The sequence below is a fragment of the Mesorhizobium sp. B3-2-1 genome, from assembly GCF_006439515.1.
In the GTDB taxonomy this organism is placed as follows: Bacteria; Pseudomonadota; Alphaproteobacteria; order Rhizobiales; family Rhizobiaceae; genus Mesorhizobium.
Map to the genome: position 1 here is coordinate 40,206 of NZ_VFTI01000033.1, position 20,695 is coordinate 60,900.

Sequence of the window (20,695 nt, forward strand, 5' to 3'; positions counted from 1 at the left end):
TACGCCGTGCATGTCACGCGCAACATCCGCAACTTTGACTTTTCGATCAGCCTCTATCGACAGCTCGCGCACCCGTTCGCGCAGCACATTCTCGTGGAGATCGAGGTCGCGGGCAGCCTGGGCCACCGCAACGCCCCGATCCTTGATCAATCTCACCGCCTCAATCTTGAACACGCGGCTGAACTTCCTTCTTTGCATTCCAACTCTCCAGTTCCGTTAAACACCTTATCTCGGTGTCCGAAAAACCGGCAGCAGGCCATTTCGGTGCACGCCGGAATGCCTCCTGACCGTTTAGCGGATCTGACACGTCGTTGCGTCGGAAGTAAATCCTGCTCAGTTTCACAGAGAGCTATGGCGTACTATGGCGTGCAAATCGGCGGGGTCTGCTTCGCGCCATGACAGCCGTTCAAAGGCCAAGGCCTCGCAAGACGGCGCCCGCTCATGTGGGCAGATCAACTTGCGCATAAAGCCGCCGTCACTCGGCTGCATGCTTCTCCAGTCTCTCGAATACAAAAAGCTTGCCTTTACGCGCGCTGTCTTCAAGCGGGTACGCCTTCGCCAGGTGCGCCGCAATGGCGCTGGCCAGCATGCAGCCCGTCCCGCGCATCGATGCGGCAAGGCGCGGCGTATCGAAGCGGATCGGTTCTTGATTGGAGCGCAATAGGATGTCGGTCGATCGGGGTCCCGATGCATGACCGCCCTTGATCAGCACGGCCTGCGTACCCGCGCCCAGCAATTCCTGGCCCTGCCTGACCGCGCCGCCCTCGTCGGCAGCGCGCTCTGCGCCCACAAGCAGCGCCAGTTCGATGATACGAAGGGTATGGCTGGGCGAACGACCCACTGATTGTTTTTGTTGAAAAGACGGCGGCCCTCCAGGTCCACCAAAAGACCGATCTAAGTAATTGATTTGCTGCATTCTTTTGAGAGGGCCCCACAATGTGGACTCGAACCCCTCCCTCCGACCAAAACTAACCCCCCAGCGATTTTCCTCGCGATCTCAGAGCCGCCCGAGCCGATATTAGGTTGTCCGAGGGGTCGAATCGCTAAAGCGTTACCGTGTTTCCTACATTTGGAAACGCTAGGTTTTCCACGACGCGACGGAAGCTTTGCGCGTCAATGTCGGCCATAGTGATCCGGTTTTCCGCTCTCCGAAAGTGGACGTTGCCTGCGATGAAGGTGGTGGTTGGCCGTTTCGAATATGACTTTAGCTAGATCCTTTGACGCCTCGACGCACCAGCGGCAGCGAATCCCGTTCAGCGGTTAGATGCCTTTCTGCCGCGCCGCGCCAACAGGTTGGCGACCACCAAAAGTATGATCGACAGCGCCATCATCAGCGTCGCGGCGGCGGTGATCGCGGGGCTCAGCTTTTCGCGCAGCCCGATGAACATTTCGAGCGGCATGGTGCGCTGGCTGGCGCTGGCCAGGAACTGCACGACGACCACCTCATCGAAGGACGTGACGAAGGCAAAGGCCGCCCCCGAAAGCACGCCGGGCAGGATCAGCGGCAGCATCACCCGGAAGAACGATGTCAGCGGTCTGGCCCCGGAAATCGCGGCGGCACGCATCAGGTTGCGGTCGAAGCCGGTGAGGCTCGCGCCCACCGTCACCACCACGAAGGGGCTGGCAAGCGCGGTATGGGCCAGGATGATGCCGGCATAGGTGCTGGCCAGACCGACGCGGGCGTAAAACAGATACGAGCCGACGGCGGTGATCACCACCGGCACGATCAGCGGCGACAAAAGCAGCGGCATGATGATGCGGCGCCCCGGGAATTTCTCGTCGGAAAGCGCGATCGCCGTCAGCGTGCCGAGCGTCGTTGCGATCAGCGTCGTGCCGAATGCGACGATCAGGCTGTTGCCGATCGCCGACTGCCAGCGCTGCGTGCCGAGCACCACCTCGTACCAGCGCGTCGAGAGGCCTTCGAGCGGGAAGATGAAGAAAGCGCCGCTGTTGAACGAGAGCGGCACCGGGATGAGGATCGGCACCAGAAGGAACAGCATCACCAGCCCGCACCACAGCCAGAGCAGGGTGACGCGGATGCGTTCGCCGGTGGTGGGGTAGGGGGAGAGCAGCATGGCTATACCAGCTTCAGGCGATCAAGGCCGAGGATGCGGGCGAAGATGCCGAACAGCGCCAGCGTGAACACCAGCAATATGAAGCTCAGCGCCGCCGCCATCTCCCAGTTCAACTCGACGTTGACATAGTTGGCGATGAAGTTGCTGATCAGCTGGTCGCTCGCGCCGCCGATCAATGCCGGCGTGATGTAGTAGCCGAGGCAGAGGATAAAGGTCAGCAGGCAGCCGGCCATCACGCCCGGGAAGACCTGCGGAATGTAAATGCGGCGGAAAGCGGTGAACGGCCTGGCGCCGAGCGAATAGGCGGCTTTCATCTGCGAGGGCGGAATGGTGCGCATGACGCTGTAGATCGGCAGCAATGTGAACGGGAGCTGGATATGCGTCATGGCGATGATGAGCCCTATGCGGCTATACATCAGGTCGAGCCGGTCGCTGACGATGCCGATAAACAACAGGAAGTCGTTGACCAGCCCGAACTTCTGCAGCAGCACCGTCCAGGCGGCGGTGCGCACCAGGATAGAGGTCCAGAACGGCAGCAGCACCGCGACGATCAGGATCGCCGCCAAGCCCTTCGGCACGTTGGCTATGAGATAAGCGAGCGGGAATCCGAGGATCAACGTTGCCAGCGTCACAGATGCCGCGACGAAGAAGGTGCGCAGGAACACCTGGATAAAGATCGCCTGCTCCGGTGGTATGCGTTCGATGCCGCCATCGGCGTTCCAGCGCAAATCCAGCGCGCTGAGCAGGTAGAAGGAGGTCAAGCTGTGCGTGCCGCTCTGGATCGCCGGCCAGGTCGCCGGCGCCGACCAAAACGGCACCGACTTCAGGGCATCGAGCGCGGCCTGGCCGTCGGCACTTTCGAGCTTGCGCACCGTCTTCAGCACCTGGCTGCGCGCGCCCGGCAGGCGGGCGTTCAGGCTCTTGGCCAGTTCGTAGGCCGTGCCCTTGGCCTTGGTGTCCTTGAGGTCCGTCGCGAGCGCTGCAAAGGTATCGTCGCCCGGCAGGCCCTGGCCGTTCCAGCCGGCCAGGGCCGTGGTCGTCTTGGGCAAAGCATCTGCAATGGTCGGATCGTAGACCGCGCGCGACAATAGCAGCACGATCGGGATGCCGAAGCTCAGTGCCAGAAGCACAAGCAGCGGCGCCGCCAGCGCCAGCGAGCGCAGCCGGTCGCCGAATTCGGCGCGGCGGAGCGCCGCCGACACGGATTTGAGATCCGCGTCGGCGGCAGACCGGTCGCGGGCCAGCGTCGGCCGGTCGAGTTCGCTGGGCTGGAGCGCCGACATCCTTGCCCCCTACTGGGCAAGCCAGGCGTTGAAGCGCTTGACGAGATCCTCACCATAGTCGCCCCAGAACTCGGTGTCGGCGACAAGATAGGCGCCCTTGAGATGGTCCGGAGCGTTGGGCAGTTTCGGCAGCGCGTCCGCCGCCACGAAGGACGCGGCGTCGGTGCGCACCGGTCCGTAGGTGATGTAGCTGGCGAGCTTGGCGTTGTTCTCGGGCTTGCTAATATAGGCGAGGTACTTGTAGGCAAGTTCCGGATTGCGCGCGCCCTTCGGAATGCTGATCATGTCGTATTCGAGGATCTGGTCGTTCCAGACGATCTTGAACGGCTTCTTATCGGTGTCGATGGCGTTCTGGATGCGGCCGTTCCAGGCCGTGGTCATCACTACTTCCTTGGAGGCGAGAAGCTGCGCCGGCTGCGCGCCGGCATCCCACCAGACGATGTCCTTCTTGATGGTGTCGAGCTTCTTGAAGGCGCGGTCGACGCCTTCTGGCGTTGCCAGCACCTTGTAGACATCGGCAGGCGCCACGCCGTCGGCCATCAGCGCCCATTCGAGGTTCTGCGCCGGGAATTTGCGCATGGCCCGCTTGCCTGGGAATTTTTTGATGTCGAAGAGGTCGAGGACCGAGGTCGGCGCCTCCTTGAGCACCGTCGGATCATAGGCGAGGATGTCGCCGTAAGCGTCGAGCCCGACACCACAATCGAGCGCCGAGCCTTGGATGAATTTGTCGCGCGGCGCGATCTTGGAATAATCGAGCCGCTCAAGGATGCCGGCGTCACAACCCTGGAGCACGGTCGCGGTCTCCACCGTCACAAGATCGATGGGCACGTTGCCGGTCTCGACCATGGCTTTGACCTTGCCGAGATCGCCGAGATATTCCTGCTCGAGGATCTTGGCGCCGGTCTCCTTGCTGAACGGCTCGAACCAGGCCTTGCGCTGCGCGTCCTGCCAGGCGCCGCCGCTCGCCATGATGGAGAGCTCCTCGGCGAGGGCGGCGTGGCCGATCGTCATGACCGCCGTGGCGGTCGCGAGCGCGATGAGATATTTCCTCACATATTTCATGTCGTCTTCCCCTGTTTTGGAATGGCGCCCCCCCTTCCGGCATCGACCGGAAAGGCACGGCAATCATAGGGCCCGCAGGAGACCGTCACGGCCTCGCCGTTTGCCATCGTCGCTTCGGGACCGACCTTCACGGTCAGCACCTGGTCGTTGGCGAGTCTGGCCAGGAGGCGCAGGTGGTCGCCAAGATAGATGCGCCCGTCGACGGTTGCTGAGAGCGCGTTGCCGACGGCGGGTGCCGCCGCGAGGGTGAGCCGCTCCGGCCGGATGGCGACGTGACAGGCAGCGCCTTGCGTCACCCCGACAGCCAAAGCGGTGAGTTCTCCGCCGCCATTCAGCCTGACGCGGCACTCTTTGCCTGAAACGCGGTCGATGACTCCTTCCAGCGTGTTGTTCTCGCCGATGAAGCTCGCCACGAACGAGGTTTGCGGTGTGTTGTATAGGTCGTCGGGTGAGCCGAGCTGAGCGATGCCGCCCTGGTTGAAGACGGCGACGCGGTCTGACATCGTCAGCGCCTCGCTCTGGTCGTGCGTGACATAGACGACGGTGACGCCGAGCATGGTGTGCAACTGCTTGATCTCGAGCTGCATGTGCTCGCGCAATTTCTTGTCGAGCGCGCCCAGCGGCTCGTCCATCAGCACCAGGCTCGGCTGGAAAACCAGCGCGCGGGCAAGCGCCACGCGCTGCTGCTGGCCGCCGGAAAGCTGCGACGGCCGGCGATCGCCGAACTGCCTGAGCCGCACCATGTCGAGCGCGCGCGCCACGCGGGCTGCGATATCAGCCTTGCTCACCTGGCGGACGGAGAGGGGGAAGGCGACATTCTCCTCGACCGTCATGTGCGGGAACAGAGCATAGTTCTGGAACACCATGCCGATGTTGCGCTGATAAGGAGGCAGGCGGTCGACAGGCCGGCCTTCCAGCGTGATCGTGCCACGCGTCGGCCGCTCGAAGCCAGCGAGCATGTTGAGCGTCGTCGTCTTGCCAGAGCCGGAAGGGCCTAGCAGCGTCAGGAATTCGCCGCGTGCTACGGTGAGGTTCATCCGCGTCACCGCGAAGGTGCGGCCGTCATAGGATTTCTCGACGTCGGTGAACTCGACAAACCCCCGGCCGGCGGCACTGGTGGCCGGAGCGGCAAGCGAGACCATGGCCGGGGTGGCCGGCATAGCGGCCTGGCCGGTGCTCATTGTCTGCAATCCTGGACGCGGCCGATCGATTCGAGATGCGGTTTGCGATCCATGCCTCGTCCTCCCGGGAACCAGCCTGCCACTAGGCAGGTCGTCCCGACTTGTATGGTCACACAATTAAGCTGAAGCCGACCATAGATGCGGACAACTTTGTCCGTCAAGGGAGTTTTTGCAAAGTTGTATGATTATTTTGATCGGCTATCTTGCGAACATGTGTCAGACAAGCTCTATTGTACGGGGCGATGTCTTATGTTAGATGCCCACCGTGACACGTCCGTCAGCCTTGGGTCGAATCCCGCATGCTTCAAGATCTTCGCCTCGCGGAGGATGAAAGTCCGGTCTACCGCCGTCTTGCCGACGCGATCGCGGAACGCATCGCCGCCGGGACGCTCGCGGTCGGCGACCGGCTGCCGCCGCAGCGCGAGATCGCGCGGGCGCTGGGCATCAACGTCACCACGGTAACGCGTGCGCTCTCGACCCTGCAGGAGCAGGGCCTGCTCGAGGCGCGCCCTGGACGCGGCACGACCGTCGCCGCCCGTGACGTCGTCGAGCGGCCCGGCTTCGTATCGGCGCCGAGCGACCAGACCGGCATCATAGACCTTTCCGTGAACCGGCCGCCCACTTCCGCCTATCTCGATGCGGTCGCAGCGTTGCTGCCGCGCCTTTCCAAGGACCGGCACTATGCCGCGCTGCAGGATTACCATCCGCCGGAAGGACCGCTCTGGGGACGCGCGCCCATAGCCGACTGGCTGAAATCCGTCGCCGGCGATGGCGACCCGGGCCGCGTCGTTCTGGCCGCCGGCGCCCAGCACGGCCTGGACTGCGTTCTCGGTGCCGTCACCAGGCAAGGGGAGGTCGTGCTCGCCGACGAGGTGACTTACCAGGGTATCAACGCGCTCTGCCGCGTGCACGGGCTCGACTTGCGGGGCGTCGCCATGGATCGCGGCGGCATGCGCCCCGACGCCTTCGACGCCGCCTGCGTGCAATTGCGTCCGCGCGCGGTGTTCCTGGTGCCGACGTTGCACAATCCGACGACGATCACGCTGAGCGAGGAGCGCCGGCACCAGCTTGCCGCGGTCGCCCGGCGCCACAACGTGCTGATCATCGAGGACGACGTCTACCGGCCGCTGGCCGATGATCCGCCGCCGTCATTCGCCAGTCTTGAGCCCGAATTGACGATCCATCTCGGCGCGCTGTCGAAATGCCTGGCGCCGGGCCTGCGGCTCGGCTTCGTCATCGCCCCGCGCCCGATCGCCGGTCAGATCGCGGCGGCGCTGCGCATCAACTGCTGGAGCATCAGCCCATTGACGGCGCTGATCGGCGCGAGGCTGATCGAGGAGGGGGCGGCGGCCCGCATCATCGAGATCCAGAAACAGGAGCTGCGCCAGCGCCAGGCGATCCTGAGCGAGATCCTCGGCCGCTTCGACATCCAGGCGCATCCGACATCGACCCATGCCTGGTTGCGCCTGCCCGAGCCCTGGCGCGGCGCCGGCTTTGCTCGCACCTGCCTGGAACGCGGCGTGGCCGTGCTGCCGGGCGATGCCTTCGCGGTCGGGCGCGAGCCGGTGCAGCATGGCGTGCGCATCAATGTCGGCGCCGCGCGTTCCCAGGATGATTTGCGTTCAGCACTCACCACAATGGCCGAGCTGCTCGCGGCCGGCCATCTGCAACTGCCTGGCTTCGTCTAGATCATGATCTCCATACCCGCCGCGGCACCGAAAACCGTCGAGATCGCCATTGTCGGCGCCGGCGTCGTCGGTCTAGCGACAGCATTGCGGCTTGCCGGCGAAGGCCGCGAGGTGCTGCTTATCGATCCCAACGAGCCGGGCTCGGGCGCTTCGTTCGGCAATGCCGGAACGGTCGCCGAGTACGCCTGCATGCCGGTCGGCAACCCGGGAGTGCTGCGCGCGCTGCCGAAGCTGCTTTTCGATCGCGACAGCCCCTTCGCGTTGCGCTGGGCGGCACTTTTCCAGCTCGCACCGTGGCTGCTCCGCTTCGTCCGGCAGTCGCTTCCGGCGGCCACCCACGCCAATGCGCTGGCGCTCGCCGGACTGCTTGCCGAGTCCTTGCCGGCCTGGGAGGAGATGGCGGCCGAGGCTGGCGTCGCCGACCTGCTGCGTCGCAACGGCTGCCTTTACATCTACCGTAGCGAGAGCGATTTCGCTGCCGCAGCTGGCGGACGGGCCATGCGCGCCAAGCTTGGCGTCCACCAGGAAGTTCTGACCGCCGAGCAGGTGGCCGCGCTGGAACCGCGACTGGCTGAGTTTCAGGCGCAGGGCCTCTTTTTCCCGGACTCGATCAATGTCTGCGATCCCAAGACGGTCATGCAGCGGCTGGCGGCGGCTGCTGCGGACCTCGGGGTCCAATTGGTGCGGGCGAAGGTCACCGGTCTGATGTCGGAGGCCGGCGGCGTCCGGCTGAGCGGCCCGGGCCTTGCCACCGTCGCGCGGACTGCAGTGATCGCGGCCGGCGCCTGGTCGCGGGCACTCGCCACGCAGGCGGGCGATAGAATCCCGCTGGACACCGAGCGCGGCTATCATCTGGAATTTCCGACCGCCGCGCCTTTGCTCAACCGGCCGGTATGCCCGGTTGATCTCGGCTTCTACATGACGCCGATGGAGGGCAGGCTGCGAGTTGCTGGCACAGTCGAACTCGGCGGGCTTGCGGCGCCTCTAAATCCGCGACGGCTGACGCTGCTCGATCGGGGTGTTCGGCAATTTTTTCCCGAACTCGGCCGGCCGTCATCCGAATGGCTGGGTTTCCGTCCGTCGCTGCCCGATTCGCGTCCGGTCATCGGGCCGTCGCGCAATACTCCCGGCGTCATCCACGCCTTCGGCCACGGTCATCTCGGGCTCACCTTGGCGCCAATCACTGCCTGCCTGGTCGCCGACGTGATCGCCGGGCGGGGAGATACGGCGCGCTTGGCGGCATTTGCTTCGGATCGGTTTTGACTGCGCCTCTAACCCTAACGCTTTCGGAGTTGGCGATCACCGCGAGCCTCGAACAGTACAGGGTGCGTCGTTGTAACGAGCCACAACTCAGCATGGATCGCCCACCGACTAAGACGACATGTTCCACGGGGCGAATGTAGCCTTGCATCTCGGCCGGCCAGCTTTGCTTTGAACGCACCGGAAAGCTGGCATCGCGGTCAGAAGCCGAGGATGTCGACGCGATCATCCAGACGGAACTTGGCTTTGCTGAAAGCAGAGCGGCTGCCGCGATCAGCCAACCTCTATGTTCATCTCCGCAATGAGCCGCTCGCGCCCGGCCAGTGAGTTTAGCGCCTTATCGCCCAGTTCGCGGGCGACGAGGTTGAGCAGCGCTTCGCAAAAGACAATATATGCGCCCATGCTGTTCGAGTAAAAACTGCTGGCGTGCGGGATGAAGAAGGCATGCTCGGCCGGAGGAACGAGCGGCGAGGATCGGGAATCCGTGATCGCGATCACGCTCTGGCCGTTCGCAGTTGCAACCCGGCCGACCTCGGCGACGCTGCATGTATAGGGCGCGCAGCTTGCGACGATGACCACATCGCCCGGCTCTAGCTGTGACAGCGCTTCGGCGACGCCCAACCGCGGCGCGTCCAGGAGCGCCACGTCGGAGCGTACCATCCCAAGGCAATAGGTGAGGAAGCTCGCCAGCGAATGGAACTGGCGGACACCGTGCACGCGCACGCGCCGCGCGCTGGCCAGCCGCGCGGTCGCGCCCTTCAGCGAGGCACCGTCCAACTGGCCGAGGAAGCCGTCGACATTCGCCGCCGTTTCCCGCGCCAGCCGCTCGAAGACCCCGACTTCGGCGCCGCCTGCCGACGGCGTGGTCATCAGCCTTCCTGCCTGGCGGCTGTAGAAATATTGCTGATCGTAGGCGATGGCCTTGCGGAAGACGGCCTGGAAATCGCTGAAGCCTTCGAAGTCGAGACGCTTGGCCAGCCTGGTCAGCGTCGACGGATTGATGCCGAACTGACTGGCAAGTTCCGAGATCGAGCGGACCGCGGACTGTTCGGGCGCGTCGACCAGCTTGGCGAAGACATCATGCGCCTTGGACCCGAGGGAAAAACCTGCTTCGTCGCGGCCGACCGAGAGCGCCAGCGCTCTCAGATCCTCGATGGTGCGCGGCGACTCAGCGACGACTTCGTCTGGCATTGCCCCGTTCCTGTTCACGTCGCGACAGGCACCAGCCTATCCCGCATTTCGAAGCGCGCTGCTTCGTGTGTTGCATCGTAGACAGCCCACTCGACCTTGTCAGCCCCGACGCGGAAGACGGCGCTTGCGAGTGTATTCTCGACATCGCTGTCGGCCGGATCGGTGCGATCGATCGGCAGCTCTTGGTCCGCCGCGTCCCACAATATGCCGAGCGCGCGGCTTTGCGGCTCAGACTGAGGCGCCTGATCCAGCAGCCGCTTCGCCCCGCCGCTGGCGCACGCCCGACGAACCGGTGACGATCTGCGACATGCGTCCGGTGTCGGCATGGATCAGATGGTTCGAATGGACACGCGCCGCTTCGACACGATCGGCCGACAGGGCTTGAGCGGTGAACTCCACGCTGAGAAGCCGCTCGTCTCCAGCTTGCGCCAAGGTGAGGTGAAAGGCGCCAGCGCGCGGTGCCGATCTGAGCAGCGTCAGCGCCGCGTCGAGACCGGGTGCGTCGAGCATAGCTCGGGCGAGCACCATGCGCGGCGTTCCCGCGCCGCCGGCTAGCGGCCGGATGTTGTTGACCGTCTGCACAAGCCCTCTCGACGTGACCGCGAATGTATGGCCGGGCAGCGAGCCGGGATAGACGAAGGCGGTGAATGCATTGCCGCCTTCGGAAGCGACATGGGCCAGTGCGCAATGGCCGGCAAAATCCGGGTCGCCATCTTCATTGTGGCCGATGACATGCGGTGAACCGGGCAATTGCACGGTCGTGCAGCCATCCGGAGCCATCGCCCATATGTCGCCGCGGCAGTTCCACAGGAAGACATCATCGAACCTCAATTCGAGCCCGCTGGCCAGGCCCTGCAGTTCGGCCCAGTATCGCGGAAACTGTTCAAATCGAGGGCCAACCACTGGTTCATCGCGGGCAGGCGAGCTCATGACAAATTCCGCACGTGCTCGATGGCCTGGCGCAGACGTCGGATTCCCGCTTCGCTCTCGGCCTTGTTGCAGGCGGCATAGCCAAGCACCAGGCCATTACCGGAGGATGACCAGTAATAGTTCGACAGCGGCGATGCGTTGACGCCGAGTTTGTCTGCGCAATGCACGACCGCCCGATCGTCGCAACGTTCGTGAAGCGAGGCAACGACCTGGATTCCGGCTTCCGCCGCCGAAAGGGTCATGTGACCGGCCAGTTCGGTCTCGCACAATTCGTAGAAAAACTTGCGTCGCTCGGCGTAAATGCGACGCATGCGCTTGAGGTGGCGGCTCATGTGGCCTTCATCGATGAAATCGGCCAACGCCGCCTGAAGCACCAGGGGTGCGAACTGCCCGGTGGTGCTCAGGGCATGCGGAATGCCCTCGCACAAGGCGACGGGCAAGACCATGAACCCCAGCCGGAGCGCCGGAAACAGCAACTTGGCAAAAGTGCCGACATAGATGACCCGGTCAGCGTAATCCATGCTCTGTATGGCGGGGACCGGCCTTCCCTGAAATCTGTACTCGCCGTCGAAATCATCCTCGATGATCCAGGAATTGTTGCGCTCGGCGATTTCGAACAGCCGCAGCCGCTGGTCCATGCGCATTGTGATCCCCAAGGGATGCTGGCAGGCGGGCGTCACATAGATCAGGCGCGGTGAAACCTCGGGCTGGCTCATCTGCCAGCCGTCGCGGTCGACGACAAGCGGCAGAATATTGGCGCCAGCGACGGTGAAAGTCGCCTTGGCCGCGTAATAGCCCGGTTCCTCCAGCCAGACCGTGTCGCCCGGATCGAGCAGCAGACGCGCCAGCAGATCGAACGCCGCCTGCGCTCCCGTCGTCACGACGATCTGTTCGGGAGAACACCGCACCCCCCTGGCCGAGATCAGGTAGCCGGCAATTGCCTCCTTGAGCGCCGGCAGGCCGGTCACATGATAGGTGCCGAACAACATGTCGGCGCCATACGTTGCCCGATGCGCGAGCAGCCTGCCCCAGACGCCAAACGGGAAGTTTTGCGGGTCCGGCATGCCCGGATGAAAGGCAAAGCGTCCCGGCGATCCGTGATGAAAGGGTTGCTGCATCAGGCTCTCGCCGCGCCTGGAAAGCGGGCGATGGATTGCCGTGGCCACGGGTTTGCTGCCTTGATCGGTAGAGTTCACGGGCAGGTCGATGACCACCGGGCGCGCGCCCTGCCGGCTTGCAAGATAGCCTTCCGTCGCCAACTGGTCATATGCACCGACGATAGTGTTACGGGCGAGGCCCAGATCCTCGGCCAGCGCGCGCGTCGACGGCAATTCCGATCCCGGTGCCAGACGACGCCCACGGATCATCGCGGCAATCTGCCGATAGAGCTGGCGATGGATCGGTTCATCGATTGTTCGATCGATGATCAGCGCGTCCATCGGAAAGGCTTGGCGCCTTCGCCTTGATATCTGCATCGGAAAAGCCTCGCGGCATGAGAGCGGATCGAGCTTAGGCGAGCGCCGCGCCGATTGAAACTGGCACCTTCACTTCCCATCAAACTGGCTCTCGCGATGGAGACAGATCGGCGCTTAGATGAAAAGAAAAGAGGGAACGACGGGCCAGACAGACCACAAGCGGAACGCCTTCACCGACCTGATTGGTTCGGATGAGGCGCCGCCAGCAATGGCACGGCCTGTCCGATGAGGAGCGATGATGGCTGTCCGCATAGGCATAAATCCGATCACATGGAGCAACGACGACGTGCCCGAGCTGGGCGGGGATACGCCACTCGAAGTCTGCCTTTCCGAAACTGCTGAAGCCGGCTATGCGGGAACGGAGCTCGGCGGCAAGTTCCCACGTGCCAGCAAGGTGCTGGCTGCGGTTCTCGCGACCCATGGCCTTAAACTCGTCTCCGGCTGGTACGATGGCCGGATCTGCGAAAAGGAGGTCGAGGAGGAATTCGAGGCCATCCTGCCGCATCTGACGCTGCTGCGCGACCTCGGCGCCAAGCACGTCGTATACGCCGATACGTCGCGCGGCCGGCATGGCGCCATTCACGATCCTATCTCGCAGCGTCCCAAGCTTGCCGACGGCGAGTGGAAGTCCTACGGCAACAAGATAACGCGACTGGCCGAACGGTTCGCCGATTTCGGCGTCGGCATGGCCTTTCACCATCACATGGGAACCATCGTCGAGACGGATCACGAGATCGGCAGGCTGATGGCCGGTTCAGGGCAAGCCGTTGGCCTCCTCTATGACACCGGCCATTGCCTGTTTTCCGGTGGCGATCCCGAGGCGCTGCTGCGGCGGCATGTCGGCCGCGTCGTCCACGTGCATTGCAAGGATGTGCGACCGGATGTGCTGAAGCGCGCTCGCGCCCTGGATATGAGCTTCATGGGCGCGGTGATGGAAGGCATCTTCACCGTGCCGGGAGATGGGTCCATTGACTATTTGACGCTTTTGCGGGTGCTGGCCGACAATGGCTATGCTGGCTGGCTGGTGGTCGAGGCCGAACAGGATCCGGCCAAGGCCCACCCGCTCACCTATGCGACGATGGGCTATCGCAACCTGCGCGATCTGGCTCTCAAAGCCGGTTTCGAGGTCAAGGAACGGAAGAACTGATACCCTTCGGGGGCGCCGGGGAGCGGCAATGAGTTCTGTCCTGTACCAAAGTGTGGTCAAGAACTACGGCGCGCTGAACGTCTTGCGGTCGCTTGACCTTGCCGTCCCCGACCACATGTTCCTGGCCCTGCTCGGTCCTTCGGGTTGCGGCAAGACGACGGCGCTGCGTATCCTGGCCGGCCTCGACATGCCAAGCGCCGGCAAGCTCTTCATCGGCGAGCGTGAGGTCACCCGGCTGCAGCCGCGCGACCGCGACATCGCCATGGTCTTCCAGAGTTACGCGCTCTATCCGCAGATGACGGTCGGCGAGAACATCGGCTATCCCTTGTGGATCCGCGGCATGCCGGATGCCGAGCGTCGCGCCAAGATCGACGAGGTCGCAGCGGTTCTCGAGATCGGCCACCTGCTTGATCGCCGACCGCGCCAGCTCTCCGGTGGCCAGAGGCAGCGCGTGGCGCTTGCACGCGCCATTGTTCGCGATCCGGCGGCCTTCCTCATGGACGAGCCGCTGTCGAACCTGGACGCAAGGTTGCGCCTGACCATGCGCGGCGAGATCAAGCGGCTTTGCCAGCGGCTCGGCGCAACCACCCTCTATGTCACCCACGACCAGGTCGAGGCCTTGACCATGGCGGACTTCGTCGCGGTGATGCACGGCGGGGAGCTGCAGCAGATGGCTCCGCCGGCCGACATCTACGACCGCCCGGCCAACCGTTTCGTCGCCACCTTCGTCGGCAATCCGCCGATGAACATCCTTCCGGTCACACTGGCCGACCAAGGCATCGCGATCGGTGGAACGCCGGTTGCGATTCCCGCCGCCCGGCTGGCGGCGTGCCGCGCGGCGCAAGTAGTCGAGATCGGCCTGCGGCCGGAAGACATGAGCGTTGCGGAACCGGGCGCCCCCAACGCACTGCCCGGCGAGATCTATGTCGTCGAACCGATGGGCAACGAGACGCTGGTCAACATGCGCCTTGGCGGCGGCAATGTCTCGGTCCGCGCGGGCCGCGACTTCAGGGGCGCGGTAGGCGCCAATATCGCGGTCACTTTTGATGTGTCGAACGCATGCTTCTTCAATTCGGCCGGCCTGACGGCCGTCCACAGGGTCAACAGTGATGGAGAGTGAAATGACGCAGTCCCGCAGAAGCAGACTTACTCGCCGCTCCGTACTCAAGGGAGGACTTGGCTTGGCGCTTGCCACCACCGCCCTTACCGCAATCGGCCTGCCTGTCCCGGCCAGGGCGGCCGGCAAGAAGGTGATCATTGGGGCCTTCGCCGATGGCGGCCTGACGCCGTTCAAGCAGAAGATCATCCCACTGGCCAAGGATGCCGGCTTCGACATCGAATTCCTCGAGGATGAATATGGCGTAACGCTCGAGAAGTGGTTCGCCGACGCCAAGAACAGCGCCGGCCAGTACGACCTCTATCTTCTCGACGACCCATGGGTGCCGCAGTTCGGCGCCGCCAATGTGCTCGAGGATCTCGGCGCGGCCGGTATCGACGGCGGCGACAAGGACTGGATCGGCTCGATGATCGACATGGGCTACTGGCCGCCGCAGAAGGGCGCGCGCGTGAAAGGCTTCGAGACTGCCACGCCGACGCTGATCTGCGTGCCGTTCGTCGGCGATCTGCAGACCCTGACCTACCGCAACGATGTCTACACGAGCGGCGCGCCGAAGACCTGGGACGAGGTCATCGCCAAGGGCAAGGAAGGCGTTGCGGCCGGCAAGATCAAATATCCGGTCGTGTTCCGCGGCGTTTCCGGAAATCCGATCGTGACCAGCTGGTATCCGGTCTTCCTGTCGTTTGGCGGCTCCTTCTTCGACGACAAATGGAATCCGGTTTTCAATTCCGCCGAAGGCAAGGCCTCCGCCGAATTCTTCGTCGGCACGATGAAGCAGAACGCGCCGAGCGGCGTCGTCGAATTCGACTCCGATCAGGAAGGTGCGGCGATCCTGGGCGGCGAGGCCGGCGCGATCATCCAGTATTCCGGCAATGCGCTGAAGGCCGATGATCCAACGCAGACCAAAGTCGCGGGCAAGCTCGATTTCGGCGTCGTGCCGAAGCAGACCGCGGCGATCGCCCAGATGGGCATCTTCATCGCCGGCATTCCGAAATCGGCGCCCAACAAGACCAATTCGGTCGAATTCCTGAAGTGGTATGTCAGCGCCGACATCCAGGCCAAGCTGTCGGAAGCAGGTTCCATTCCGGTCAAGCGCAGCGCCTTTGGCATCGCCAAGCCCGGCAACCGGCTGATCCCGGTCGCTCTGCAGCAGCTCGACGCCGGCGCGCTGCCGCGGCCGCGCACGCCGGACTGGGCCAAGGTCGAGGAGCTGCTCGGCATCGAGCTCAACAAGGCGCTGCAGGCCGGCTCGGGCGGCGGCGCCGCGTTGGACAATGCCGCCAAGCAGGTCAAGGACTACCTGTCTTCGGTCGGCTACTACTGATGGCAAATGGCGGGACGCAGAGCCGCAAATACCGTCTGCAGGGGGCGGGGCTCGACCTCGCCCTCCCTTATCTCATGCTGGCGCCAGGCCTGCTGATCGTGCTTGGCGTGCTCGTCTATCCCTTGTGGGACGGTCTGCGCGCCAGCACCAAGGTCTATCGCTACGGCTCGGTCGTCGCCGATGTCGGCATGCAGAACTACATCAAGCTGTGGAGCGATCCGCAGTTTCTGAACTCGCTCCGGGTGACGGTCGAATTCGTCGCCCTGTCGGTCACCTTCGAGGCAATCCTGGGCTTTGCGCTGGCATTGTTCTGCCTGCGGGAGTTTCGCGGCATCCGCTTGCTCAGGACGATCCTGATCATCCCGATGGTGATAACGCCCGTCGTCGTCGCCATCGTCTTCCGGCTGATCTATGCCAGCGACGCCGGTATGCTGACGGCGATTTCCGAGTGGATGGGCGGCGGCCAGGCGCAGATCCTCGGCAGCCCCGTCAAGGCCTTCTTCGGCCTTGTCGTTCTCGATGTCTGGGAATGGACGCCGCTGATGTTCCTGATCCTGCTGGCCGGCCTGCAGTCGCTGCCGCACGAACCCTTCGAGGCCGCCCGCGTCGACGGCGCCGGCAACTGGCGGGTGTTTGCCGACCTGACCTTTCCGATGATGCGGCCCGTGCTGGCGATCGCCATCGTGCTTCGAACAATCGACGCCTTCGGCACGTTCGACCAGGTGTTCGTGCTCACCCGGGGCGGACCGGGCGAGGCGACGCGGCTGGTCTCGATCTATGGCTACGACACTGCCTTCAAGTTCCAACAGACGGGCTATGCAGCAGCACTTTTCGTCACCATCGGTCTCGTCGTGCTTGCGCTGGCCTTCAGCGCTGTGCGGCTTTTGCGCAGGGTCGACGCGTCATGAACAGTCGTCTGGCCCGGATCGGGGTGATGAGCGCGGTGCTGGCCATCGTGCTCTTGCCCATCTACTGGCTTGTCTCGACATCGCTGAAGTCCAATCGCGAGATCACCCAGGAGGGCACGCTCTATCCGCATGTCCCGACACTGGACAATTACATCAGGCTGTTCACGGAGAAGCAGTTTGGCGCCTATCTGACCAACTCGCTGGTGGTGACGTTCTTCTCCGTTGCGATCGCCCTGGTGGCCGGCGCGATGGGCGCCTATGCGATCGCGCGCTTTCGTCTGCCTTTCGCGATGGAGCGCAAGGTCGGATTGTTCCTGCTGACGCTGCGCATCGTGCCGCCGGTCGTCATCCTTATTCCGGTCTACCTGCTGATGCTCAAACTCGGCCTGCTCGACAGCTGGCTGGGTTTGATCGCCACCTACACCGCCTTCAACATCACCTTCTGCGTCTGGATGATGGAGAGCTTCTTTCGGGAGATCCCCGTGGATCTGGAGGAAGCCGCCATGGTCGATGGCGATTCCCGTTTCGGTGCGTTCCGGCGCATCACCTTGCCGCTGGCGGCACCCGGCCTCGCGGCGACCGCCATCTTTGCCGTGCTGGTCACCTTCAACGAATTCCTGTTCGCGCTGGCGCTGACGGCCACGCCCCGGGCGATGACGATGCCGCGCGGCACCGCCACGCTGATCGGCCGCATCGACACCGACTGGGCCTCGATGTCGGCGGCCGGCGTCATCGGCGCGTTGCCGATCGTCTTCTTCGCGCTGCTGGTGCAGCGCCATCTGGTTCGCGGGCTGACCATGGGAGCCGTGAAATGACGACGCGGCCCGGCAGCCACCCACCTCAATCAAGTCGCCTCGGCCACGCACATGGCAGCCCGGCACCGCGCGGCCTTTCAGGGAAATCAAACGCATGATCGATGTCTGTCTATTTGGAGCGGGCCTCATCGGCCAGGTGCACGCCGGCAATCTGGCGCGCCATCCCCGCGTGCGCCTGCGCTACATCGTCGATCCGAACACCGAGGCGGCCTCGAAGGTCTCTGCCCTGACAGGGGCCGAGATCGCCGACACCCAGACCGTGATGAATGATCGATCGATCCGCATGGTGTTCATTGCTTCGGCAACGAGAACGCATGCGGACCTGGCCATGGCCGCGGCCGCCAGAGGCAAGGCGATCTTCTGTGAAAAGCCGATCGATCTTGATCTCAAGCGCACGGATCAATGTCTGGCGGCTGTCGAGAAGGCAGGTGTGCCCTTTCAGATCGGATTCAACCGTCGGTTCGACCCGAGTTTTCGGGCGCTGAAGACGCGCCTTGGGCGAGGTGAGATCGGCGCCGTTGAACAGGTCATCATCACCAGCCGGGATCCGGAACCGGAAACCGAGGAAGCGCTGGCCGGAGGAGGGGGCGTCTTCCGGGAGATGACCATCCACGACTTCGACATGGCACGAAACCTATTGGGCGAGGAGCCGGTGGAACTCTTCGCGACCGGGTCGTCACTTGTCGCGCCGCAATATGCCAAGCTGGGGGACTACGATACCGCGATGTTCGTGCTGCGCACGGCGTCCGGCCGGCAATGTCATATCAACAACAGCGTCAGGGCCGCCTACGGCTACGACCAGCGCATCGAGGTGCATGGCGCGGATGGGATGCTGCGGGCCGGCAACAGGATGCCGACATCGGTCGAAATATCAGGCGCAAAGGCGATATCGCGCGACAAGCCCTATTACTTCTTCGTTGAGCGCTATGCCGAGTCCTACGCCGCCGAGATCGATCATTTCATTATCTGCGTCGAAACAGGGCGACGGCCCGACGTCACAGCAAGCGACGCCCGCAAAGCGATGATCCTGTGCGAGGCGGCGCTTGCCTCCGCCAAGTCGGGCAGGTTCGAGACCGTTAGATTTTAGTGCAATCGAAACGAGGAGCTTCCAGATGAAGATCGGGATGATTACGGACAGCCTCGGCGACCTCTCATTCGACGAGATGCTGCGCGCCTCGGCCGAGCTTGGACTTCAGACATTGGAGTTCGCCTGCGGCAATTGGTCGTCGGCGCCCCATATCGACCTGCAGGCCATGCTGGCAAGCGCCGCCACGCGCAGGGAATTCGTTGCCAAGATCCGGGGTCACGGACTGACCATCGCAGCGCTCAATTGCTCGGGCAATCCACTGCACCCGGGACCGGAGGGGAAGGTCCACCATAACGTGACACAGGACACCATTCGGCTGGCCGGCCTGATGGAGATCGATCGTGTAGTCATGATGTCGGGCCTGCCGGGCGGACCAGGTGACGCGAACCCGAACTGGATCATCACCGATTGGCCGCCGGAATGCCTCAAGATCCAGCGCTATCAGTGGGAAGAGCGGATAATTCCCTACTGGCGCGACCTCGTGGCGTTTTCAAACAACCTCGGCATTCATAAGCTATGCCTGGAACTGCATGGCCATCAGGCCGTGTACAATGTCCAGACATTGTTCAAGCTCCGGGACGCTGTCGGAGAAACGGTTGGCGCCAACTATGACCCTAGTCATCCGCTGTGGATGGGGGCGGACCCGATTGCCGCCATTCGCACGCTCGGCTCGGCCATCTACTATGTCCACGCCAAGGATACCCGGATTGAGCCAATCACCGCGGCCATCGACGGCACGCTCGATTCGCGCCCACCGAACCTCTATGCCGAACGAGCCTGGAATTACATCACACTCGGATACGGTCACGGTGAGACCTGGTGGCGGCAGTTCTGTACCGCGCTCAAGCAGGTTGGCTACGACGATGTCTTGTCAATCGAGCACGAGGACGTGATGCTGACCCCGATGGAAGGTATGCGAAAATCCGTTGCGCTCCTGCGCAACGTCGCAATCAACCTTAAATAAAGCGGGGACTTGCCGAGGTTCGGGCTGAGAGAGCATCGCCCGACGATGAACTTGCGATCTCCGACGAGCCGAGCTTTGGCGGCGTCCGAAGTGCCCGTGCCGAACCTGATCCTCCGGCGTGGCCCGCGCGCCCAACACTGCGCGGTTGCGATCAATAAAAGTGACTTGGAGTCGGTCAGCGCATTGATTAAATCAGATTCCAAGATATACACGACAATTTCGGATATGGATTTCATTTAGACTGGCCAATCGATGAGTCGCAATTTTCTGGTGATCGAACCTGAGGAAGGCATGGCCGTCCTCAAGGGGCTGGCCTCTTCGGCGCGCATCTCGATGCTGAAACTGCTGCATGAGAAAGGGCCGATGAATGTCAATGACATCGCCGCCCTGCTGTCGCTGCCGCAGTCGACGGTCTCGACCAATATACAGGTGCTCGAGGATGCTGGCCTGATCCGCACCGAGAACCAGAAGGCGAAGAAGGGCAGCCAAAAGATCTGCTATCCGACCGCTGAGGAAGTGCTCGTGGTCTTCAAGAGCGAGTATCGTTCGCTCAAGAACGACGCGATCGAAGTGTCGATGCCGATTGGGCTATACACTGGATTCGAGGTCACCGCGCCCTGCGGTCTCTGCTCGGCGGATGGGATTATTGGTCTCCTCGATGTGCCCAACACTTTCCTCGACCCAGACCGTATGAAGGCTGGTCTGTTGTGGTTCACGCGCGGCTTTGTCGAATACCAGTTTCCCAACAATGCCAAACTCGCCAATGCCGAGATTACCGAACTCGAACTGGTGACGGAGCTGTCCTCGGAAGTGCCTGGCACCAGCGCCGATTGGCCCTCCGACATTACGCTGACGATCAATGGCGTCGACGTCGGAACGTGGACGTCACCTGGCGATTTCGGCGACAAGCGCGGCGTCTTCACGCCCTCTTGGTGGAAGCTCAAGGGCTCGCAATATGGCAAGCTGAAGAACTGGCGAATTTCCACCGACGGCACCTATGTCGACGGTGTCAGGATTTCAGAAACCAGCCTCGCCGTCCTCGACCTCAAGGGTCATCATTCAATCCGGGTCCGTATTGGCGTCAAGGACGATGCCAAGCGTCCCGGCGGCATCAATATTTTCGGCAAGGGATTTGGAAATTACGATCAGGACATCCTGCTCAGGATCAAAACCGGTTGATATCATCAA

The 20,695-nt window shown here is 63.2% G+C and carries 18 protein-coding genes and 1 pseudogene; 10 read left to right on the forward strand and 9 right to left on the reverse strand.

Translation table 11 applies throughout. The features are described from left to right. Nucleotides 1-57 precede the first annotated feature (57 nt). From FJW08_RS26860 to FJW08_RS26885, 6 genes and pseudogenes are all read right to left on the reverse strand, one after another. Nucleotides 58-198 (reverse strand): annotated as a pseudogene (locus FJW08_RS26860) (transposase); the annotation flags it as partial. 277 nt (nucleotides 199-475) lie between these two features. Further along, entirely contained in the window at nucleotides 476-916 is a 441-nt protein-coding gene (locus FJW08_RS26865) for a bifunctional hydroxymethylpyrimidine kinase/phosphomethylpyrimidine kinase (protein ID WP_140812971.1), read from the reverse strand. 337 nt (nucleotides 917-1,253) lie between these two features. Next, nucleotides 1,254-2,075: an ABC transporter permease gene (locus FJW08_RS26870; protein WP_140764400.1), complete on the reverse strand. Its 822-nt coding sequence runs from the start codon at nucleotides 2,073-2,075 to the stop codon at nucleotides 1,254-1,256. Between the two features lie 2 nt (nucleotides 2,076-2,077). Further along, a complete protein-coding gene (locus FJW08_RS26875; RefSeq protein WP_140812972.1) occupies nucleotides 2,078-3,358 on the reverse strand; it encodes an ABC transporter permease in 1,281 nt (426 codons plus the stop codon). Between the two features lie 9 nt (nucleotides 3,359-3,367). Then, nucleotides 3,368-4,420 carry an ABC transporter substrate-binding protein gene (locus FJW08_RS26880; protein ID WP_140812973.1) on the reverse strand — a complete coding sequence of 351 codons (1,053 nt, stop codon included), beginning with the start codon at nucleotides 4,418-4,420 and terminating at the stop codon, nucleotides 3,368-3,370. Then, entirely contained in the window at nucleotides 4,417-5,562 is a 1,146-nt protein-coding gene (locus FJW08_RS26885) for an ABC transporter ATP-binding protein (RefSeq protein ID WP_140812987.1), read from the reverse strand. The genes FJW08_RS26880 and FJW08_RS26885 overlap by 4 nt, the downstream gene beginning before the upstream one ends. A 338-nt stretch (nucleotides 5,563-5,900) precedes the next feature. Here FJW08_RS26885 and FJW08_RS26890 point away from each other — a divergent pair, with 338 nt between their 5' ends. Together FJW08_RS26890 and FJW08_RS26895 are read left to right on the forward strand one after the other, a co-directional pair. Beyond that, a complete protein-coding gene (locus tag FJW08_RS26890; protein WP_140812974.1) occupies nucleotides 5,901-7,289 on the forward strand; it encodes a PLP-dependent aminotransferase family protein in 1,389 nt (462 codons plus the stop codon). Nucleotides 7,290-7,292: 3 nt separating this feature from the next. After that, entirely contained in the window at nucleotides 7,293-8,552 is a 1,260-nt protein-coding gene (locus tag FJW08_RS26895) for an FAD-dependent oxidoreductase (RefSeq protein ID WP_140812975.1), read from the forward strand. A 270-nt stretch (nucleotides 8,553-8,822) separates the two neighbouring features. Here the strand turns inward: FJW08_RS26895 and FJW08_RS26900 are convergent, their stop codons facing one another. The 3 genes from FJW08_RS26900 to FJW08_RS26910 form a co-directional block, all read right to left on the reverse strand. Further along, nucleotides 8,823-9,740 carry a MurR/RpiR family transcriptional regulator gene (locus FJW08_RS26900; RefSeq protein ID WP_140812976.1) on the reverse strand — a complete coding sequence of 306 codons (918 nt, stop codon included), beginning with the start codon at nucleotides 9,738-9,740 and terminating at the stop codon, nucleotides 8,823-8,825. Nucleotides 9,741-9,968: 228 nt separating this feature from the next. Then, complete coding sequence (locus FJW08_RS26905; RefSeq protein WP_246682588.1) at nucleotides 9,969-10,670, reverse strand: C45 family peptidase; 702 nt, start codon at nucleotides 10,668-10,670, stop codon at nucleotides 9,969-9,971. Further along, nucleotides 10,667-12,109, reverse strand: a complete 1,443-nt coding sequence (locus FJW08_RS26910; protein ID WP_246682589.1) for a PLP-dependent aminotransferase family protein — start codon at nucleotides 12,107-12,109, stop codon at nucleotides 10,667-10,669. The genes FJW08_RS26905 and FJW08_RS26910 overlap by 4 nt, the downstream gene beginning before the upstream one ends. 274 nt (nucleotides 12,110-12,383) lie before the next feature. Here FJW08_RS26910 and iolE point away from each other — a divergent pair, with 274 nt between their 5' ends. From iolE to FJW08_RS26950, 8 genes are all read left to right on the forward strand, one after another. Further along, the gene (gene iolE / locus FJW08_RS26915) at nucleotides 12,384-13,292 is read left to right on the forward strand and encodes a myo-inosose-2 dehydratase (RefSeq protein WP_140812978.1); all 909 of its coding nucleotides are present in this window, start codon (nucleotides 12,384-12,386) and stop codon (nucleotides 13,290-13,292) included. 28 nt (nucleotides 13,293-13,320) lie between these two features. Next, complete coding sequence (locus FJW08_RS26920) at nucleotides 13,321-14,412, forward strand: ABC transporter ATP-binding protein (protein ID WP_140812979.1); 1,092 nt, start codon at nucleotides 13,321-13,323, stop codon at nucleotides 14,410-14,412. A gap of 61 nt (nucleotides 14,413-14,473) precedes the next feature. After that, nucleotides 14,474-15,733, forward strand: coding sequence for an extracellular solute-binding protein (locus FJW08_RS26925; protein WP_181183059.1), 1,260 nt, complete (start codon nucleotides 14,474-14,476; stop codon nucleotides 15,731-15,733). Next, nucleotides 15,733-16,641 carry a sugar ABC transporter permease gene (locus FJW08_RS26930; RefSeq protein WP_140812980.1) on the forward strand — a complete coding sequence of 303 codons (909 nt, stop codon included), beginning with the start codon at nucleotides 15,733-15,735 and terminating at the stop codon, nucleotides 16,639-16,641. The genes FJW08_RS26925 and FJW08_RS26930 overlap by 1 nt, the downstream gene beginning before the upstream one ends. After that, nucleotides 16,638-17,456, forward strand: coding sequence for a carbohydrate ABC transporter permease (locus FJW08_RS26935; RefSeq protein WP_140812981.1), 819 nt, complete (start codon nucleotides 16,638-16,640; stop codon nucleotides 17,454-17,456). Before FJW08_RS26930 ends, FJW08_RS26935 begins: the two co-directional genes overlap by 4 nt. Before the next feature lie 94 nt (nucleotides 17,457-17,550). Then, nucleotides 17,551-18,543, forward strand: a complete 993-nt coding sequence (iolG, locus tag FJW08_RS26940) for an inositol 2-dehydrogenase (RefSeq protein WP_140764433.1) — start codon at nucleotides 17,551-17,553, stop codon at nucleotides 18,541-18,543. A gap of 25 nt (nucleotides 18,544-18,568) precedes the next feature. Next, on the forward strand, nucleotides 18,569-19,507 hold the full coding sequence (locus FJW08_RS26945; protein WP_140764435.1) for a sugar phosphate isomerase/epimerase: 939 nt from the start codon (nucleotides 18,569-18,571) through the stop codon (nucleotides 19,505-19,507). A 252-nt stretch (nucleotides 19,508-19,759) separates the two neighbouring features. Next, nucleotides 19,760-20,686 (forward strand): helix-turn-helix domain-containing protein, encoded by a 927-nt coding sequence (locus FJW08_RS26950; RefSeq protein ID WP_140764438.1) that lies wholly within the window; start codon nucleotides 19,760-19,762, stop codon nucleotides 20,684-20,686. Nucleotides 20,687-20,695 lie beyond the last annotated feature (9 nt).

What these genes read in the sequence shown, in the direction of transcription:
- FJW08_RS26865 (WP_140812971.1), bottom strand. Translation starts at nt 916, where the DNA reads ATGCAGCAAATCAATTACTTAGATCGGTCTTTTGGTGGACCTGGAGGG.
- FJW08_RS26870 (WP_140764400.1), bottom strand. Translation starts at nt 2,075, where the DNA reads ATGCTGCTCTCCCCCTACCCCACCACCGGCGAACGCATCCGCGTCACC.
- FJW08_RS26875 (WP_140812972.1), bottom strand. Translation starts at nt 3,358, where the DNA reads ATGTCGGCGCTCCAGCCCAGCGAACTCGACCGGCCGACGCTGGCCCGC.
- FJW08_RS26880 (WP_140812973.1), bottom strand. Translation starts at nt 4,420, where the DNA reads ATGAAATATGTGAGGAAATATCTCATCGCGCTCGCGACCGCCACGGCG.
- FJW08_RS26885 (WP_140812987.1), bottom strand. Translation starts at nt 5,562, where the DNA reads ATGGTCTCGCTTGCCGCTCCGGCCACCAGTGCCGCCGGCCGGGGGTTT.
- FJW08_RS26890 (WP_140812974.1), top strand. Translation starts at nt 5,901, where the DNA reads ATGCTTCAAGATCTTCGCCTCGCGGAGGATGAAAGTCCGGTCTACCGC.
- FJW08_RS26895 (WP_140812975.1), top strand. Translation starts at nt 7,293, where the DNA reads ATGATCTCCATACCCGCCGCGGCACCGAAAACCGTCGAGATCGCCATT.
- FJW08_RS26900 (WP_140812976.1), bottom strand. Translation starts at nt 9,740, where the DNA reads ATGCCAGACGAAGTCGTCGCTGAGTCGCCGCGCACCATCGAGGATCTG.
- FJW08_RS26905 (WP_246682588.1), bottom strand. Translation starts at nt 10,670, where the DNA reads ATGAGCTCGCCTGCCCGCGATGAACCAGTGGTTGGCCCTCGATTTGAA.
- FJW08_RS26910 (WP_246682589.1), bottom strand. Translation starts at nt 12,109, where the DNA reads ATGGACGCGCTGATCATCGATCGAACAATCGATGAACCGATCCATCGC.
- iolE (WP_140812978.1), top strand. Translation starts at nt 12,384, where the DNA reads ATGGCTGTCCGCATAGGCATAAATCCGATCACATGGAGCAACGACGAC.
- FJW08_RS26920 (WP_140812979.1), top strand. Translation starts at nt 13,321, where the DNA reads ATGAGTTCTGTCCTGTACCAAAGTGTGGTCAAGAACTACGGCGCGCTG.
- FJW08_RS26930 (WP_140812980.1), top strand. Translation starts at nt 15,733, where the DNA reads ATGGCAAATGGCGGGACGCAGAGCCGCAAATACCGTCTGCAGGGGGCG.
- FJW08_RS26935 (WP_140812981.1), top strand. Translation starts at nt 16,638, where the DNA reads ATGAACAGTCGTCTGGCCCGGATCGGGGTGATGAGCGCGGTGCTGGCC.
- iolG (WP_140764433.1), top strand. Translation starts at nt 17,551, where the DNA reads ATGATCGATGTCTGTCTATTTGGAGCGGGCCTCATCGGCCAGGTGCAC.
- FJW08_RS26945 (WP_140764435.1), top strand. Translation starts at nt 18,569, where the DNA reads ATGAAGATCGGGATGATTACGGACAGCCTCGGCGACCTCTCATTCGAC.
- FJW08_RS26950 (WP_140764438.1), top strand. Translation starts at nt 19,760, where the DNA reads ATGAGTCGCAATTTTCTGGTGATCGAACCTGAGGAAGGCATGGCCGTC.